The sequence below is a fragment of the Flavobacterium sp. MAHUQ-57 genome (assembly GCF_051908335.1).
Classification (GTDB): Bacteria; Bacteroidota; Bacteroidia; order Flavobacteriales; family Flavobacteriaceae; genus Flavobacterium.
Window position 1 is genome coordinate 1547420 of sequence record NZ_JBPZTE010000006.1, and the last position, 19103, is coordinate 1566522.

Annotated in this window: 12 protein-coding genes; 8 read left to right on the forward strand and 4 right to left on the reverse strand. The window is 38.1% G+C overall.

All coding sequences use genetic code 11. From position 1 onward, the window contains the following. The first annotated feature begins 6 nt into the window (after nucleotides 1-6). From ACS8MM_RS07660 to ACS8MM_RS07670, 3 genes are read left to right on the forward strand one after another with little or no spacing between them, the layout of a single operon-like run. On the forward strand, nucleotides 7-393 hold the full coding sequence (locus ACS8MM_RS07660; protein ID WP_379714876.1) for a hypothetical protein: 387 nt from the start codon (nucleotides 7-9) through the stop codon (nucleotides 391-393). A gap of 60 nt (nucleotides 394-453) precedes the next feature. After that, the gene (locus ACS8MM_RS07665) at nucleotides 454-1368 is read left to right on the forward strand and encodes a TIGR01777 family oxidoreductase (protein WP_379714878.1); all 915 of its coding nucleotides are present in this window, start codon (nucleotides 454-456) and stop codon (nucleotides 1366-1368) included. After that, entirely contained in the window at nucleotides 1361-1840 is a 480-nt protein-coding gene (locus ACS8MM_RS07670) for an SRPBCC family protein (RefSeq protein WP_379714880.1), read from the forward strand. The genes ACS8MM_RS07665 and ACS8MM_RS07670 overlap by 8 nt, the downstream gene beginning before the upstream one ends. 32 nt (nucleotides 1841-1872) lie before the next feature. Here ACS8MM_RS07670 and ACS8MM_RS07675 read toward each other — a convergent pair whose 3' ends face one another. The 4 genes from ACS8MM_RS07675 to ACS8MM_RS07690 all read right to left on the reverse strand — a co-directional run bounded on the left by ACS8MM_RS07675 (nucleotide 1873) and on the right by ACS8MM_RS07690 (nucleotide 11307). Then, entirely contained in the window at nucleotides 1873-2160 is a 288-nt protein-coding gene (locus ACS8MM_RS07675) for a hypothetical protein (RefSeq protein ID WP_379714882.1), read from the reverse strand. 163 nt (nucleotides 2161-2323) lie between these two features. Next, the gene (locus tag ACS8MM_RS07680; RefSeq protein WP_379714884.1) at nucleotides 2324-3130 is read right to left on the reverse strand and encodes a hypothetical protein; all 807 of its coding nucleotides are present in this window, start codon (nucleotides 3128-3130) and stop codon (nucleotides 2324-2326) included. A gap of 4 nt (nucleotides 3131-3134) precedes the next feature. Further along, nucleotides 3135-5522, reverse strand: a complete 2388-nt coding sequence (gene pbpC / locus ACS8MM_RS07685; protein ID WP_379714886.1) for a penicillin-binding protein 1C — start codon at nucleotides 5520-5522, stop codon at nucleotides 3135-3137. Between the two features lie 46 nt (nucleotides 5523-5568). Next, nucleotides 5569-11307 (reverse strand): alpha-2-macroglobulin family protein, encoded by a 5739-nt coding sequence (locus ACS8MM_RS07690; RefSeq protein ID WP_379714888.1) that lies wholly within the window; start codon nucleotides 11305-11307, stop codon nucleotides 5569-5571. 251 nt (nucleotides 11308-11558) lie between these two features. Here ACS8MM_RS07690 and gcvP point away from each other — a divergent pair, with 251 nt between their 5' ends. The 5 genes from gcvP (at nucleotide 11559) to ACS8MM_RS07715 (ending at nucleotide 19048) form a co-directional block, all read left to right on the forward strand. Further along, nucleotides 11559-14408 (forward strand): aminomethyl-transferring glycine dehydrogenase, encoded by a 2850-nt coding sequence (gene gcvP / locus ACS8MM_RS07695; RefSeq protein WP_379714890.1) that lies wholly within the window; start codon nucleotides 11559-11561, stop codon nucleotides 14406-14408. Between the two features lie 28 nt (nucleotides 14409-14436). Further along, complete coding sequence (locus ACS8MM_RS07700) at nucleotides 14437-15762, forward strand: M48 family metallopeptidase (protein WP_379714892.1); 1326 nt, start codon at nucleotides 14437-14439, stop codon at nucleotides 15760-15762. A 10-nt stretch (nucleotides 15763-15772) separates the two neighbouring features. Next, nucleotides 15773-17296 carry a DUF6770 family protein gene (locus ACS8MM_RS07705; RefSeq protein WP_379714894.1) on the forward strand — a complete coding sequence of 508 codons (1524 nt, stop codon included), beginning with the start codon at nucleotides 15773-15775 and terminating at the stop codon, nucleotides 17294-17296. A 124-nt stretch (nucleotides 17297-17420) separates the two neighbouring features. Then, nucleotides 17421-17801: a group III truncated hemoglobin gene (locus ACS8MM_RS07710; protein WP_379714896.1), complete on the forward strand. Its 381-nt coding sequence runs from the start codon at nucleotides 17421-17423 to the stop codon at nucleotides 17799-17801. A 188-nt stretch (nucleotides 17802-17989) separates the two neighbouring features. Then, the gene (locus ACS8MM_RS07715; RefSeq protein WP_379714898.1) at nucleotides 17990-19048 is read left to right on the forward strand and encodes a 3-oxoacyl-ACP synthase III family protein; all 1059 of its coding nucleotides are present in this window, start codon (nucleotides 17990-17992) and stop codon (nucleotides 19046-19048) included. Nucleotides 19049-19103: the final 55 nt, after the last annotated feature.

Consider the following 19103-nt stretch of genomic DNA (forward strand, 5'->3'; position numbering starts at 1 on the left):
AACATTATGGAAACTTCAAAAATTTTAATCGGTTACGCTATTTATTTACCCGTTGTATTTCTACTTACTTTTTATGTTTCACGAACCTTATTCAGAAATGGAAAAATATTCATGCTCGACATATTCAAAGGCCGAGAAGAAATTGCTTTTGCTACCAACAAATTGTTCGAAACTGGTTTTTACTTACTAAACCTTGGATACGCTTTACTGATTTTAGAATTAAGTCTATACCAAGACACTTATCAAAACCTAATCGAAAATTTAAGTTATAAAATTGGTGGTTTTTCAATTTACCTAGCCATTATGATGTTTTTCAATTTGTATCTGTTTTTCAGAGGAAAAAGAAAAGCTAAACAAAATCAAACTACAGAAGTGATTACTTATAAAGCGTAATCATTCAATTAAAATTGCGACTGTCTGAGTTATGACAGTCGCAATATAAACCCTAACAACATGAAAAAAATTGTAATAGTAGCTGGCACAGGTTTTTTAGGTCAAATTCTAGTCGATTATTTCCAAAAAGAAACAACGGAAATCATCATTTTAACAAGAGGAAAGACAAAAACAAAAGGCAACATCAAATTTGTTCATTGGAATGCCAAAACTTTAAACACTTGGCAACAGGAACTAGAAAATGCAGATGCATTGATTAATCTTGCAGGAAAATCGGTCGATTGTCGTTATACGGAAGAAAATAAAGTGGGTATTTTGAATTCTCGAGTTGACACTACCCAATTGTTGAACAAAGCCGTTTTACAATGCAAAAACCCACCCAAAATTTGGCTTAATTCATCAACAGCAACCATTTACAGACACTCCGAAGATAAAAAAATGGACGAATACACCGGTGAAATTGGTGACGATTTCTCTATGAATGTTGCTAAATCATGGGAAAAAGCCTTCTTTGAAACTGAAACACCAAAAACTCAAAAAACAGCATTACGAACTTCTATTGTATTAGGTAAAAGCGGTGGTGCATTCCTTCCAATAAAAAATTTGACTCAAATGGGATTTGGCGGAAAACAAGGAAGCGGGAATCAATTCATCAGTTGGATTCATGAAAAAGATTTTGCCAGAGCCTTAGCATTTATTATTGAAAAGCAAATAACTGGTGTTATCAATATTGTTGCACCAAATCCAGCAAAGAATACCGATTTCATGAGAACATTACGGAAGGCGATGAGAATTCCTTTTGGAACGCCTATTGGAAAGCGATTATTAAAATTTGGCGCAAAACTTATTGGAACAGAAGCTGAGCTAGTATTAAAAAGTAGAAATGTGATTCCTACTCGTTTACAAGAAAATAGATTCAAATATGAATTCGAAAACTTAAATGAGGCTTTCAAAAACTTATTAGAAAATGACTGAAATTATATTATATACAAAAATCAACGCCGGCAAACCAATCGTTTTTGACTTATCCCGAAACATCGATTTCCATCAACAATCGTTATCGCACACATCGGAAAAAGCAATCGCAGGAAGAACTTCCGGTCGAATTGAATTAGGTGAAACCGTTACCTGGAAAGCAAAACATTTTGGATTCAACCTAACGCACCAAAGTAAAATTACCGAAATGCATTACCCCAATTCCTTTACCGATGAAATGCTAGAAGGAAACTTTACTTCATTTGTTCATTATCATTATTTCGAAAGTGATGGAGAAGGAAACACCATTATGATTGATGAACTATTTTATGAAACTCCTTATGGCATAATTGGAAAACTAGTTGACGTTCTTGTTCTCAAAAAATACCTTCAACGGCTAATTGAAAAGAGAAACAAAACCATTAAGAAAATATCCGAAAAAAAACAAAGCGGCTCGGTGAAGCCGCTTTGAAATCCAATTAATATATAAACAATCTAAAAAAATTAGAGTCTTACAATTCCTGTAATGTATGGCGCACCATTCAGCGGTTGAAAAATTTCAACAATAGCTTCCCAAACTACTTCTGCTGGAGGCATGCTTGCAATACATTTGTAACGATAATTTGTTCCAGCAACTACTTGCGTAGAAACGGTTTGAGGTGTATAAGTTACTCCTACAAATCCCTTCATTGCTTCTTCAAATACTGCTTTATCTTGTGCTGTTAGTGGATGGTATGCTGTCCATCCTCCTACTACTACTTCCTGGTCGTTTAATAATGTGTTCGTTGACATAATTTAATTTGTTTATTTGATATCCTACTCATATGGCTTTTCAGATTCCGCCTTGTTTTTAAAGTTGTGTCAAACTCAACTTCGACGTCTAAGTAATATTACCACACAAATGTAACAGTAATACAAAAATCAAATCAGCGTATAAATACGTGATTTCAAACACTTAACAAAAAAACAACACGAGTAACCACCAAAACACGGGTACGCTTTCGACCCAAAAAGAAGTATAATAATCAGAACGCTTCGGGTTTGAGAATATCGTAAAAAGAGCCAACACGACAATGAGAATAAAATTGATCCAAAGCTGGCGCACCTGAAAATCCGATTTTAAAAACTCCAACCCATAAAAAGGAATCAACAACAAAAGGTTCAATCGTTTTGTTTTGTAAACTCCTAATTTTTGCGGCACTGTTTGCAGTGACCATGCATCTTTCTTCAGATCAATAATTTCAAAAATTAGAATTAGAATAATGACCAATAGAAAACGCTGGCAAAATTTCAATCCCACATCTTGATTAATTGGCAAATCAGCATTGATAATAGGCAGTAAAAGAGTAATCCCTGCCCAACAAAAAGCTACAATATAAATTTTAACACCAGCCCAATTTCGGGCGTTACCCAACTTTGGAAAAACAGGAAGCGTATACAAAACTGTTAATCCTAAAAAAAGAACGGTAATCCATTGGGTATGAAATTGCAATTGAAAGAAACAATATCCTGTTGCTACAAAAGAAAGCGCACTCAATATAACAATGGCTTTTCTTTCCATAGTCAGTTTGAGTTTTTTAGCCCGGACCAACTCATCGTATTTCACAAAATTATATCCGACAATCGTTCCGAAAAAAGCAAAAGCTGCCATCGGTGCATCATAGGCGATATGGAAGAAATGAAAAGTCATTTGCACCAAAGCATACACCGCCAATGCCACGTGAATACTTCCGTGAATATAAAAATCGAATATTTTTTTCAAAAAACTAATCATTCACGATTTCAACGTTCTGTTTGATTTCAGTTCCTTTTTCATCCACTACAGTAATCAAATGCCTTCCTGTATTGACCACAACAGGCATTTCATGGAAAGTTTGAGTGGTTCCCTTATATTCTTTATCAATGTACCAAAACAATTTGTAATCCCGGTTACTATGTGCTACTTTTAAGACTACAGGCTGGATTTTTCCTTCAAAATTTTTAGTCAAGTAAATGGTACTGTTCCCTTTAGGATAAATAAAACCCATACTTGCCTGTTGTGCACCCTGACAGTCATTCCTAAAAGGCGGCAATTGCTTATAATCAATATGAAGGTTCTTATAATACCATTCCATCACCGGAGGCAACACAAACCAACTTTGAGCAACTATATTCTCCACATTTTCGCAAGTGCTGTTCACCCGATATTGTCGTGTCGCATCCAAATGGATTAATTGATGATAGGGACAAGCTTTAGTTTTCTTATCATTTTTAGGAATCAATTGTTCTGTTTTAGGACAATTATCCTGTGCTAAATGCCCACTGAGCGAACAACATTCAACAGTTTCCAGATCATACGAAGGAGCTGTAAACCATTTTTTTCTCGGCAGAAGATTGAAAACATCAAATAAAACCGGTGCAGCACTATCAATTCCCGTTAATTCAGGTCGCCCTTCTCCAGAAGCATTGCCCACCCAAATGCCAACCACATAATCACTATTGGTTCCAATTGCCCAAGCATCACGATTCCCGAAACTCGTTCCTGTCTTCCATGCGATTTCAAGTGACGAATCATAAAAGCGCCATGCTTCATCCGCCTCCGGGCGATTCACTTCTTTCATGGCATTGTACGTTAAAAAAATAGAACCCGCTCCAAGAATTGGCTTTTCTGAAGTCTCGTCACCAAAATCCTGTTCGAAGTCGTATTGATAATTCAAATCCGAAAATTCATCCTCACGGTATTTCCCAAAACTCTGAATGTTATAATTCAGTGTCGACGTAAGATTTGCATAAGTTTGACATAAATCCCATAAATTACTTTCGGCTCCACCCAAAATCAACGACAATCCATAATGATCCGGATGCTTATTGATATTTTTCAATTGGAACTGTTGCAGCGTTTCATAAAATTTATGCACACCATGTTCCTGAAGCATTAATACGGAAGGAATATTCAATGAGCGCGACAACGCTCTTTGTGCCGGAACTGCGCCATCAAAAGTCAGATTGAAATTTTGCGGTGAATAACCAGAAATCTGTGTTGGAACATCAGCAACAAGTGTGTTGGGCAAAATTTCACCGTCATTCAGCATCGAAGCAAACAATAAGGGTTTGAGCACACTTCCTGTACTTCTGGGTGCCGATATGATATCCACATCTTTATCATGCAGCACATCTGTTGGAGTATTTCCGACATAACTGATCACATTTCTGTTTTTTATATCAATTACCAAAACGGCCATGTTATGCACTTCGTTTTGACTGTACTGACTGTGGTATTGTTTTACAATTTGGTTGATTCTGTTTTGTAATGAAAGATCAACTGTTGTTTTAATTTTTTGCCCTTCATGCTCCAAAGCAACTTTCTCCAACAAATGTGGCGCAATTTGCGGTAACATATAGGGTTTTTGAGGCAATGGTTCCCGTAAAGACAAATCATAAGTCATGGCATCAATGATCCCATTATCCATTAATTTTTTCAGCAATGCATTTCTTTTTTGCAATAGCTTCTCTTGGTTTTTTCCGGGATAAATGAGTCGGGGTGCGTTAGGTAAAACCGCTAATGTGGCACTTTCTGCCCAAGAAAGCTGATGTGGCTGTACACCAAAATACCGCCATGCCGCCATTTCAACACCCACAACATTTCCACCGAAAGGAGCATGAGCCGCGTACAACTCTAAAATCCTTTCCTTGGAATGTCTGAATTCCAATCGGGTGGCCAGAACGATTTCGATAACTTTTTCAAAATACGTTCTTTTTTTATTTTTTCTGGACAAACGGATAACCTGTTGGGTAATCGTACTTCCGCCACGCACTACTTTTCCAGCAGTTCTGTTTTGCTTCACCGCTTTTGCCATGGCAACCGGATTAAATCCGAAATGGTAATTAAAATGTTCGTCCTCAAAATAAATCAGGCATTGTTTGAATTTATCCGGAATGGAATCCTGTTCCGGAAAACGCCATTGTCCGTCACGGGCAATTTTAGCTGCCAACAAATCGCCTTCCTTACTTTCAATTACAGTCGAAAAAGGCTCCACAAATAAAGTCCGTGGTAACGAAAAATAATACGTCAACAGCAATACAAAACCCAAAATAGATTTGATGCGGTTTAATTTTATCCAATTAATTATCCTTACCAGTCGTGGAAAATTATCCAGTTTGATTTTACTGTTCATATTATAAAAACTGACAGGTCCTAAAAACCTGTCAGATACTAAACATTTATTTTACAATTTCAATCCATTGTCCTTTACTTCGAGCAATGAAACTATTATCATACATGGCTTCACATTGTACACCGGGCAAATAATATTTACCCAAATAAGAGGCATTGATCAACATTTTGAAAACACGTGTTTCCCTTGATTTCAATCCGAAATAATAATTAGCCCTATCATCCCGAATATCAATATAATCAGCGAGATTTTCGGTAGCATTACCATAATCCGTGTAGCGCGTATTGACGATTTCAAATCCGGACGGAAGAATCTGGGTTAAAGCAATAGTAGGCACAAACTCTCCTTTTTGGTTTGTTAAAATCACCTCAGCAATCAATTCAGTTCCCTGATTAATTTTACTCACATTAACCACATTTCCTTTTCGGTCTTTGAAAACTACTTTGGCCACCACATTATTGCTCATCACTTTTTCCTGTCCGACAGGAAGGATTCCGCTATTGATCACACGCACAAACAGTGTGTTCTTTTTATTGTTTTTGATAGCCAATTTATTCGCCTTGCCAGTTACGGTCAGATTACGTTGGGCAATCGCTTTTGTCGAGGTAATTTTCACTGTTTTTCCACCTGAAGTGAACTGCACATCGATTCCTTTACCGCCGTTGAATTTTGCAAATTTAGCCATCGCATACAATGCATAAGCGGTGGTTTGCGTACTCATCCAATTATCTGAAGAGAGACTTTTAGCCAAAGTCACAGCCATTGCAAAAGCTTTCTGTTTTTGTCCCAAGAGTATCAACGTTTCTAATGTCATTGCACGGTTTCTGTCTTCCGAACCATAGCTGTAATAGTAATAGGGCGAATAGCTTTCGGTGATATTGGTTTTAGAAAGTAAAGCCAATCCTGCCGAATTTTGCTTCAAGACCGCGTAAGCCGCTGCCAGTCTTAATTTACTTTCGTTGGAAATCTTTTGTGTTTCTCTTAAACGATTCATCGAAGCCAAATCAGCCGAACCGGCTAAAGCCAATGTATACAAACGGTACGCTTGCCCTAAATCGCTTTGGTACTGACTTTCATGGCGCCATTGTTTTGCCATTTTTTGCTGGTATGCAATCCACTTTGTTTTAAAGTTCACCGGCAAAGCATAGCCTTTTTTCTCAGCTTCAATAAGGAAGTGACCGGCATAACTCGTTCCCCAATCGTCTGCTTCAGGGCTACCCGGCCAATAACTAAATCCGCCGTTAGCCAACTGGAAGCTGGTCAATCTTTCAATGGCTGCCGAAACATTGCGTTGAATTGATTGTTTTCTACTGGCATCCAAATCAATGACATCGGTCAGATACAACTGCGGAAATACAGAAGAAGTCGTTTGTTCCACACATCCGTGAGGATATTGAATCAGATAATCCAGTCTTCTGCCGAAATCGATCGTTGGGATTGATGATATTTCCACCATTGCTTTATTACTTCCGGCTACGCCAAAGCTATTCCAACTGATGGTTTTACTGGCACCCGAACCTAAAGTCGCATCGGTAAATGCCGTTGTCACCGGATTAGGATTCATCACATCAATTTCCACATCATACACTGATTTTTCTGAGCCTGAAGTAGCTATAATCTGAATTTTCCCTATTCCGGTTGTATTCCCTACAACCAGATCGAAATACGCCATTTTTTCATCAGGCGAAGCAAAATATACTTTTTGTGATGCCGGTCCTGCCAGTCTTACCGCACTGTTTGTTTTCACTTGGACTGTTACATTTTTCACATGTTTTTCGGTAGCAAACAAAGTCACCGGAAGTGTTACTTTCTCGGACGGCGATATTTTTCTAGGTAAAGAAGCCAATACCATCAGCGGACTTTTCACAGCAGTTGCTTTTTCAGCCATACCATACGCACTGTTTTCTGCATTGGCGGCCACCACCATTGTTTTAACCGATCCGATATATTTCGGTAACTTAATCTGATGTGTTTTCGAATCGCCTTTACCCAGTTTAAAAGGACCAAAGTACATTACGACCGGTTTAAAGCGATTGGCTTTTTTAGCCTGAGCACCTCCTGCATCCTGATCTCCTCCGATACTGAAGATCTGATTTACTTTTCCGCCGTATGCTCCAATAACATTATCATAAATATCCCAGGTACGCACACCCAACGCTTCTCTGGCATAAAAACTATCCCAGGCATTTGGCGTTTTAAATCGGGTTAAATCCAACAACCCTTCATCGACAACTGCAATAGTATAGGTCATTGCCTTACCGTTTTTCTCACTCACTTTCACCGCCACTTTTTGTTCCGGGCGTAATACATCCGGCATCGAAATTTCAGGTTCCAAAACCGTTTGTTTGTCCACCACACTGATAGGCACAATACCGTACATACGGATTGGTGAATCGTTTTTAGTCGAAGCATGCGGTTGCAGCATCGTTACATTAATATAGACATTTGGTGTCATATCCGAAGTGATCTCTAAATCAACCTGAGTTTCTCCTTTTTTGGTTTTAGCCCAAAATGCCTTCACCACTCTTGATCCGTTTTCTACCGAAATCAGCGCACGGCCACCTTCACTTGACGGGAAGAAAATTTTAGCTTTTTCCCCTACTGCATACTCCTTTTTATCGGTTGAGAAACGCAGCATGGTAGCTTCTTTTCCTTCCGTATTTTTAGAACGCTCCGACCAATACGGATAATCTAAAAATACTGTTTGTCCCGAAGCGTGTCCGTCGTTAGGATCAATAGCACGAATCAGGTAACGTCCCCAGTCTTGTTCCGCAACTGAAAAATTCAAACTTCCCCTACCCGATGCATCCGTATTGATCACGAATGATTTATAAGCAGTTGTTGATGTTCCGGTGCTGTAACTAGACAAGTTATCTGAAGATTCATCCCACCACCAGCGTGAATCCACTTTATATACTTTTATTTCAAGACCTCTAACGGATTTAGGTCTTCCGTTTTCACCTAAAGTCACGAACTCATAATGGTTGTTTTTTCCAGTTTCAAGTAATCCGTATTTATTCGGTTCCGGAGCTTTAATACCCACATACGTTGGATACGGAGAATATTTTACCGAAGAAACATCAGTACTTACATCGCCTCCGTTTTCATATACTTTGGTAATAAATGCGGCATTCAGCATTCCCGGTGCCTGTCCCTGTAAAGAAGGATTGATCGGGAAGCTTACTTTCCCTTCCTGATTGACTTTACCGGAATAGACATTGATTTCTTCCGTAGAGAAATTACGCGTTGGGTCATCAAACACATATTGGTCATACCCTTTGAAAGCGGTTACCTGTTGGGAGAATTTAGCCTGAACTTCCGTTTTTAAATCTTTAGCAACCGCACCATGCATCCACAATACCTGAACTGTGTTCGCATTCTTTTTTGATGCCGACAAAACGCCTTCATTGAAACTGTTTTTAATTTTTAAACGGTTTGGTTTTATCGTTTCAATTTTCACACTCTTGTAAAACTGTGCACCTCCCACGCTTACCATGGCTTCCCAATTTCCGGTAACGGCTGAACTTTGGGTAATCAATCCGAATTTATAATGATTCAAATCATTTGCTTTCTGAATGGTTTGGTATATGGTTTTACCTGTTGGGTCATTCAATCGGAACTTTATCGGATGATTGGCAGGAATTTTATTCGCTTTATCATTCAGAATAAATGACAAATGGATAGAATCGCCCGGGCGCCAAACCCCTCTTTCTCCATAAATAAAACCTTTTAATCCTTTTTGCAACGTTGCTCCAGAAACATCGAAATTACTCACCGATAGGGAAAGTTCGTCATCCAACTTGACATAAGTACTGTTCTCACCTTTAGTTACAATGGCGAAATACGCATACTTCTTCAAATCAAATTGAGCCATACCATCGCCATCAGTAATCGATACAGCCAATTTTTGCTGTTGGTAATTATAGAGTTCCACTTTAACTCCTGCAACCGGATCAGTGCTTACAATGTCGTTCACTGTAATCATCACCGATTTATTATTTCCTCTTTTGGCAATTACCCCTAAATCAGTGGCCAGAATATTAGTCGAAACCTTCGTATTATAATAGTAATAATCGGTACACGGATCTTGACTTTCTCTCCATTCGTAATCCTCTTCGTAGTAATAATCATAATTTCCGCTCCCGCTATAATTTACGTCATCCTCTTCAGCCTCTTCGTCTTCAGCTCCATTATTTTCATCGGTACTCTCCGCACATTTAAATAAAGAATATTTCTTCTTGAATGAAAACTCCACACGATAGATAGCGCCGGGTTCCGGGGTAATTACTTTAGACAAATCAAGTGCATACGTATTCCACTTGGTATAATCCAGCAATTCATTTTGTTTGAGTTCCAGTGTGGATTTAGCCACAGGCTGACTGACCTTCTTGAGGTTATTTGCTCCGTTCAGTTCGTTATCCTGTAAAAACTGAAGAATGTTGTTTTTATAGATTTTATAGATTTTAACGTCAACCTTTTTAAGATTAGCCGCTTCAAAATTGATTTTTAAATTATTGGAACTTGGCAATATTGTTCCGTTTTTAACAAATTTCACTGCCGGATTGATCGGATCAAAATCGATTCTTTTCGAGTAATTCTGATTCATTTCATCACCATAGACATTTTTGATACCCTGAAATACTTCCACCAGTTTATTTCCTGAAACAGCGACCGTATTCGCAACCGGCGGTGTATATTCTTCCTCCTCATATTCTTCGTCGGCAACTGCCTCTACAACAGGTTCTGCAACAGCTGCAGTATCAAGAGCTACTCCAGCAGTATCCACATCCACTGCCGCCGCGGCTTCGGCTGCCGCTTCCACAACGGCTGCTGCTGAATCGACAGCCATAGTTTCCACTTCCGTTGCAGTAACCTCAACAACTTCTTCAGATTGCACCGGAGTCTGGTTATTGAAATACACTTTCAATACATTCCCCATAGTAGCATATTTCACGTCAGAAGTATTTTCAATGGCCACCAAACCTTTGAAGTCCTGGTCTTTTTTCAGCGGATCGGAAAAATTGATTACCAATGACTGGTTATTTTCATCCCCGATCTTAATATCCATTACTTTAAAATCGCCTTTAGCCGGAATGGCAATCTTCGTTTTACCTTCCGTATCAATGTCTGCATCATCACCATCCCATGCCAGAGTGATATCACTTGCTTCATCAAAGCGTTTGATGCCTTCCACCCTAAATTTGAATTCGGTTGTTGAACTGTTCTCTTTATCAAAAATCACGTTCAAATCATCGCCTTTTTGGCTGCATTCCACTAATTCTTTCACTTCATCAAACTCAAGAAAATCGGCTGTCTTTAAAGTCCCATTCATATAATAGGTTTCTTTGTCAGACGATTGGATATCATCGGTTGTCACCGTAAAATCCTGCTTTATTGTTTTCAGCGAGAAGTTGAACTCGGATAATTCCTTCGGAACATTCGTGATTTTATCTAACTTCAGTGAAACCTGATACAAGGTATTCTGATCTAATTTTTCATTTGGAACAAACGCAATTGTATTGGACGAAAGCGCTATTAATTTTCCACTGACACTGGGTGAAATATCCAACAAATCGCTGTCTAATTCCTGGTTGAGTTTCCAGGCAGGATTGTTAAACGCAAGTTGGACTCTGATATCCGATTTGACGGAAACAAATCCGGACGTAAAAGCCGAAATGTGATTTTTGAAAAGCTCAAAATTGGAATCAAAATCGGCCGCTTTTTTACCACACGAAAAAAGAACGGAAAAAATCAGGAAAAACCCGATAAACCTTGTTAGTTTCATAGAAGATGAAGGTTGTTTTTAAATAATTTTAAGTAGTAAATGTAAGAAGATTTACATGAAATTTAACATTAAAATTAATTTCGTTAAATACTAACTTGTTTTCTAAATAATAGCTACTTTTGTTCCTCAAAAAATCAGATTATTTTAGGTGATTTCCAATGAAGAAGGACATCCTATTCAGCGTAAAATGCTGTTGGAATACATAACTGATTTTAAACACACAACTTTATACATAGCATTTATCAAACAAAATGAGAACAGACGCATTTGCATTAAGACACATTGGTCCAAGGGAAACTGATCTACAACACATGTTTAAAACCATTGGCGTAAAAGATATGAGCCAATTGCTTTATGAGACTTTTCCAGACGGAATTCGTTTAAAAGAAGATATCCAATTAGATCCTGCGCTGACTGAGTATGAGTATTTATCTCACATCACACAGTTAGGATTAAAAAATAAAGTATTCAAATCGTATATCGGTTTGGGTTACCACCCGGCAATTGTTCCGCCGGTAATTCAAAGAAATATTTTTGAAAACCCGGGATGGTACACTGCGTATACTCCGTATCAGGCAGAAATTGCACAAGGTCGTTTAGAAGCTTTATTGAATTTCCAGACCACGATCATTGAATTGACCGGAATGGAAATTGCTAACGCTTCGTTATTGGATGAAGGTACTGCTGCAGCAGAAGCGATGGCTTTACTTTTCGACGTAAGAACTCGCGATCAAAAGAAAAACAACGTGAGCAAATTCTTCGTGTCAGAAGAAATTTTACCACAAACGTTATCTATTTTACAAACCCGTTCTACTCCATTAAACATCGAATTGGTGGTTGGAAACCACGAAACTTTCGATTTTTCTGCTGATTATTTCGGGGCTATTTTACAATACCCAGGGAAATACGGTCAAGTTCATGACTATTCTCAATTTATTGCTAAAGCGACTGAGAATGAAATTAAAGTGGCTGTTGCTGCGGATATTTTATCTTTGGTAAAATTAACTCCTCCGGGAGAGTTGGGCGCTGCAGTTGTAGTAGGTACAACACAACGTTTCGGAATTCCAATGGGATTTGGCGGACCTCACGCTGGTTTCTTCGCCACTAAAGAAGAATACAAACGTTCAATGCCGGGAAGAATCATTGGTGTTTCAATTGACGTTAATGGCAACCGCGCTTTACGTATGGCATTAGGTACACGTGAGCAACATATCAAACGTGAAAAAGCAACTTCAAACATCTGTACTGCTCAGGTATTATTAGCTGTAATGGCAGGTATGTATGCTGTATATCACGGACCAAAAGGTTTACAATACATCGCTAACAAAGTACACGCTTCGGCAGTGACAACTTCAAAAGCATTGGCTTCTTTAGGTATCAACCAAGTGAATACTACTTTCTTCGATACGCTTTTAGTAAAAGCCGATGCAGAAAAAGTGAAAGCGATTGCAGAGAAGAACGAATTCAACTTCTTCTACCCTAACAAAGACTGTGTTTCGATTTCTTTCAATGAAACAACTTCAATTGCCGACATCAACACCATCATTGCTATCTTCTCTGAAGCAGCAGGTAAGTCAGCAGTTCATGTTTCTGAATTGACTTCTGAAATCAATATTCAAAATAACTTAGTAAGAACTTCTACTTTCTTACAACATGACGTATTCAACAACTACCATTCGGAAAGCCAGTTGATGCGTTATATCAAAAAATTAGAACGCAAAGATTTATCGTTAAATCACTCGATGATTTCTTTAGGTTCATGTACGATGAAATTGAACGCTGCCGCAGAAATGTTGCCACTTTCAATGCCGAACTGGAATAGCATTCACCCATTTGCACCGGCTGATCAAGCACAAGGTTATATGACCATGTTGAAAAAACTGGAGCAACAATTGAATGTAGTAACCGGTTTCAAAGGCACTTCATTGCAACCTAACTCGGGAGCACAAGGTGAATATGCCGGTTTAATGGCTATTCGTGCGTACCACATTTCACGTGGTGAAGGTCACAGAAACGTATGTTTGATTCCATCATCGGCTCACGGAACCAATCCGGCTTCGGCAGCGATGGCAGGCATGAAAATCATTGTTACCAAAACCACTCCGGAAGGCAACATCGACGTAGAAGATTTAAAAGCAAGAGCCATTGAACACGCAGCTAATTTATCTTGTTTAATGGTAACCTACCCTTCTACGCATGGGGTTTACGAATCCACAATTATCGAAATTACGCAATTGATCCACGACAATGGTGGATTGGTATATATGGACGGTGCCAACATGAATGCACAAGTAGGTTTAACAAATCCTGCAACTATTGGGGCTGATGTTTGTCACTTGAACTTACACAAAACTTTCGCTATTCCTCACGGTGGTGGCGGACCTGGAGTTGGACCAATCTGCGTGAACGAAAAATTAGTTGACTTCTTACCTACTAACCCGGTGATTGCTACTGGAGGAAAAGACGCTATTTCGGCTATTTCGGCTGCACCATACGGATCGGCTTTAGTATGTTTGATTTCATACGGATACATTACTATGTTAGGTGCTGAAGGCTTACGTTCTTCTACCGAACATGCTATTTTGAATGCGAACTACATGAAAGCACGTTTAGAGGAACACTACCCAGTTTTATATTCTGGTGAGATGGGACGTGCCGCTCACGAAATGATTTTGGATTGTCGCGAATTCAAACAAAACGGAATCGAAGTGGGTGATATCGCAAAACGTTTAATGGATTATGGTTTCCACGCTCCAACGGTTTCTTTCCCGGTAGCAGGAACTTTAATGGTTGAACCAACCGAATCGGAAGATTTGGCTGAACTAGACCGTTTTTGTGATGCCATGATTTCAATTCGTAAAGAAATTGCAGAAGCTAGTGCCGAAAATCCAAACAATCCTTTAAAAAATGCACCGCATACATTAGCGATGCTTACTTCAGATACTTGGGATTTACCATACACAAGAGAAAAAGCGGCGTATCCATTGGATTACATCGCAGACAATAAATTCTGGCCTACGGTTCGTCGTGTAGATGATGCTTACGGCGACAGGAACTTGGTGTGCTCATGCGCTCCAATTGAGGCTTACATTGAAAATTAATATGAGGAAACAATTAATATCGTTTTACATGATTTTACTAAACTCTTTGTTTTGCTTTTCGCAAAGCAAAGAGTTTTCCTATTTACCGGCAAATAAAGATTCTTTAAACAATTACATCAAATCGGCCGCAGCAGAGAAAATAGTAAAACTTGGAGATAAGAACAGAAAAGACATCAAAAAAATTGTTGAAGAACGAAGAGACAATTTCATCAAATCCATAGAAGATAGCACCTATATTTTTGATAAGAAAATCAACAATTACCTAAAAGGGATTCTGTCGGAGATTTACCAAAAAAACAACATAAAAGACGCGAAGAAATTTTATTTTCTTATCGACAAGTCACCCATCCCTAATGCGGCATGCTACGGGAACGGAATTTTTTCGATCAATCTTGGTTTATTCAATCTGATTGATAGCGATGACGAATTGGCTTTCATCATTGCGCATGAGATTGCACATTATCAGTTGGACCACAACGACAGCAGTCTGTTAAAGTATATTGAAACAATGAATTCGAAGGATTTCAAATCGAAAGTAAAACAAATCGACCGTCAGGAATACGGCAAAAGAAAAGCTTTTTACGATTTGATAACCGGTTTGAATTACAATTTTTTACGACGCAGTAGAAAAGCAGAAACACAAGCCGACTCCTTAGGTTTAGCATTATTCAACAAAACAAAATACGACAAAAAGGCCAGTGTGAGTGCGTTGAAAAAATTAGAAAAAATCGACGAGATGATTTTCAATGAAGATCCGTTAATCAAACAACATTTTAATTTTGAGGAGTATCCATTCAAAGAAGCATGGCTAAACAAAGAAGAAAACCTATTCGATTTGAAAGAAACGGCGGATGATTATGCGATGCACAAAGACTCCTTAAAAACGCATCCTGATATTCCGATTCGTATTGAGCAGTTGAACGCTTTATTGAAATCCGAAGCCAATGGAACGGCGGCAATGTCTGACAACCTGCGTGAAATCAAAAGTATTAGTGCCAAAAATAGCATCCTGATATTTATAGACGATTCGAAAATTGACTTGGCATTGTATCAAACCATGATATTATTCAATCGAAAAGAAATCGACCAAGAACGCTATACCTTTTTGATTGCCGATTTACTAAAACGTACTTACGATAGTAAACTTAAACATTCATTCGGAAAGTATGTCGATCCGGTAAGTCCATTCTCAGAAGAGAAACACCTCAACGAAGTACGTACCTTTCTACATAATCTGGAAGTTAAAAACGTACGCAAACTAGGACATTCCTTCTGTTCCAAAAACAAGGAATTGATGAAAAACAATCCGGAGTTTGCCAAAATAGAGCAATTTTTTAAAAACCTAAATATTTAATCTTAATTCAATGAAAAACAAATTCTTAGCATTGGTGATAAGCTTATTATCACTAACAGCTTTTTCTCAAACCAGCAAAATTGGCGGGGTAAACAATTTCATCCTTAGAAATTCAGGAGCGATTTTAGATAAAAATAAGGATGTAGACGGCTATTACTTCTACTACCTTGTAGACAAGTTAAAAAAAGGAGAAGCTGAATTTGCTATTCAAATTTTAGACAAAAACTTAAACGAGGTTGCTAAAAAATCGTACGTAGACAACAAGAACACGTTCTTAATGACAAGTAGCTTTAACAACCAAGCTATGATGTTTGCAATGGCTAATTTCAAAGACAGAGAAATCAGTCTACTTAGCTTTGACAAAGGAGCTAACGCAAAAGAAACCGTTAAAATTCCTTTGGAGAAAAAAGAAATTGCGTACTTGCAATTGGCACAACAAACAGGAGACTTCAACGTATTGTTCCCAGTTGACAATAAAGGATTCCTTTTCAACAAATTTGAAGACAACAAAAAAATCGGTTACTCTTTGAAATACTACCCTACTGATGGTGGTAAAGCTTGGGAATTCAATTCACCTGAAGAATCAAAAGAAATTTTGGCAATCAACCCTATTGAAGTAAACGACAAAGTAGTAGTTGCATTGGAAACTTCAAAACCAGGTTTGCTTTCTAGAAAAATTACTTTACGTACGAAAGTAATCGATGTAAATACCGGTAAATTATTATTCGAAAAAGAATACAGCAAAAACGCAAAACCAAGATTGATCAACAATGCGTTCTTGGATGCGAACAACAATGTGGTATTAATGGGAGAATACTTCAAAGAAGGTGACAACATTTTCGCTGACAAAAGCTTAGGTTTATTTACAGAAGTAATCGATGTAACTGGAAAAACCATCAAAGAAAACTTCACAAGCTGGGCGAATGACGTAAGCAAAATTTTCAAAACTGAAAAAAGCTTTATCGATGACAAAGGATATGTATACTTCCACAACATCGTAAAAACTAACAATAACGAGTACTATGCTATTGGTGAGTTCTACAAAAGAACTGCAAGTGCAATGGGTATTGCTGGTGCTATGTTAGGTGGTGGAAATACAGTAACTCAAATTACAATTACGAACTCTGTAGTATTCAAATTCAACTCTGATTTCAAATTGACTTCAATTAAAGAATTCGAAAAAGGAAAATCAAGAGCGCCAAGTTTATCTGATTTCGGTAGCCCACAATTGAATGCTCACGCATTGAAAAACTATGGTGCATTCGATTATACCTTCACGCAGTTAGACAAAGCGAATGATAGATTCTACGCTAACTTCATCGATTACGAAAGATTAAAAGGAGAGAAAAACAAATTGGCTTTCAAAACAATCATCTATGATGAAGGTCAATTAACAGAAGACAAAATCTACCTTACTACTGACAACAAGTTCTTCAGAACTTTACCAGCAAAAGTAGGAAGCGTTTTATTGTTAGAATACGACAAGAAAAACAAAGAGATCAGCTTACACATGGAAAAGTTGAACATCAACTAATACGAAAAGGACTCCGTTGGAGTCCTTTTTTTTTATCCTCTTTACTCCCATTTTGTTCAAAAAAACAGTGCTTATGCATCCACTAGAGAAGTAAACAATCCGAGCTTTTCCTTATTTTTACATCATGAAAGACATAGAAAATCAAGACGACCTCTACTTGCTTGTAGATGAATTTTATAAAAAACTATTGACTGACCCAAGTATTAGCTACATTTTTACGGATGTAGTCAAAATTAAAATTCAGGAGCACCTTCCCATTTTGGTTACGTTTTGGTCACAAGCCATTTTAGGTACCGGAGGCTACACCCGCAACCTCACCGACATTCATTTGGACATTGACAAAAAAGAACATTTAACACCAGAATTGTTTCAAATTTGGTTAAACCATTTCAATACTACGGTCGATACCTTTTTCAAAGGAGCAAAAGCCGAGCAAATCAAAACACAGGCATTGAGCATTGCAACCATTATGCAAATCAAAATTATAAATCAACGAAAAGGCTAACCACAAATTGGCCTTTTTATATTCTTCCCAAAATGACTGTATAATTCGTAAAAAAAGAAGAAATAAAAACAGCATCTATAATTTTATAACTTTTTCTTTCGATTATTGGCAAAAATGAAGAAAACACACCCAATTACTATCAATAGATTAATATTATGGTTAATTTAGTGTAAACTTTATCTCAACTTATGAATATCCGAATTACTGGTTCGGGAAGCTATATCCCGACCGAAATTGTGACGAATAAAGATTTCGCCAAGCACGTTTTTTTAAATGATGATGGCACCCCATTTCCATTACCCAATGAAACCATCACCGAAAAATTTCACGACATTACCGGAATTGAAGAAAGAAGGTATGTGACAAATGATTTACTAACTTCGGACATTGCCAGTATTGCAGCCAAAAAAGCAATTCAGGATGCCGGCATCGATCCCGAAGAATTGGATTACATTATTTTTGCGCACAACTTTGGTAACGTGAAAGTCGGCGCAATACAAACTGATATTTTACCCAGTTTAGCCACTCGCGTGAAGTTTGACCTGCGCATCAAAAACCCACGATGCGTTGCTTACGATATGCTTTTCGGTTGTCCGGGATGGATTGAAGGTGTTATCCAAGCCCAAGCCTTCATCAAAGCCGGAATGGCCAAAAAATGTTTGGTCATTGGTGCCGAAACCTTATCGCGTGTCGTTGACTTGCACGATAGGGATTCGATGATTTATTCGGACGGTGCGGGAGCCACCATTGTAGAAGCAACAGATGCTGACGGTGGAATTTTAGCCCACGAAACCGCAACCTTTACGTATGACGAAGCCTACTATTTGTTCTTTGGCAATTCGTTCAACAAAGACCACGACCCGGATGTGCGTTACATCAAAATGCACGGTCGTAAAATTTATGAGTTTGCCTTGAGTCAAGTACCCAAAGCAATGGCTTCTTGTTTGGACAAAAGTGGTATTGACATTTCGGAAGTAAAAAAAGTACTGATTCATCAGGCGAATGAAAAAATGGACGAAGCGATTATTCAACGCTTTTACCGCATCTACAAACAAACACCTCCCGAAGGTGTGATGCCCATGAGTATCCACAAATTAGGAAACAGTAGCGTAGCCACCGTTCCTACTTTATACGATTTGATCGTAAAAGGCGAAATCGAAAACCAACAACTGAATAAAGGTGACGTAGTGATTTTTGCTTCGGTAGGTGCCGGTATGAACATCAATGCGGTGGTGTATCGATATTAATTATGAATTATAAACTCTGTTCACTATAAAAAGGCTACTCTTTCGAGTAGCCTTT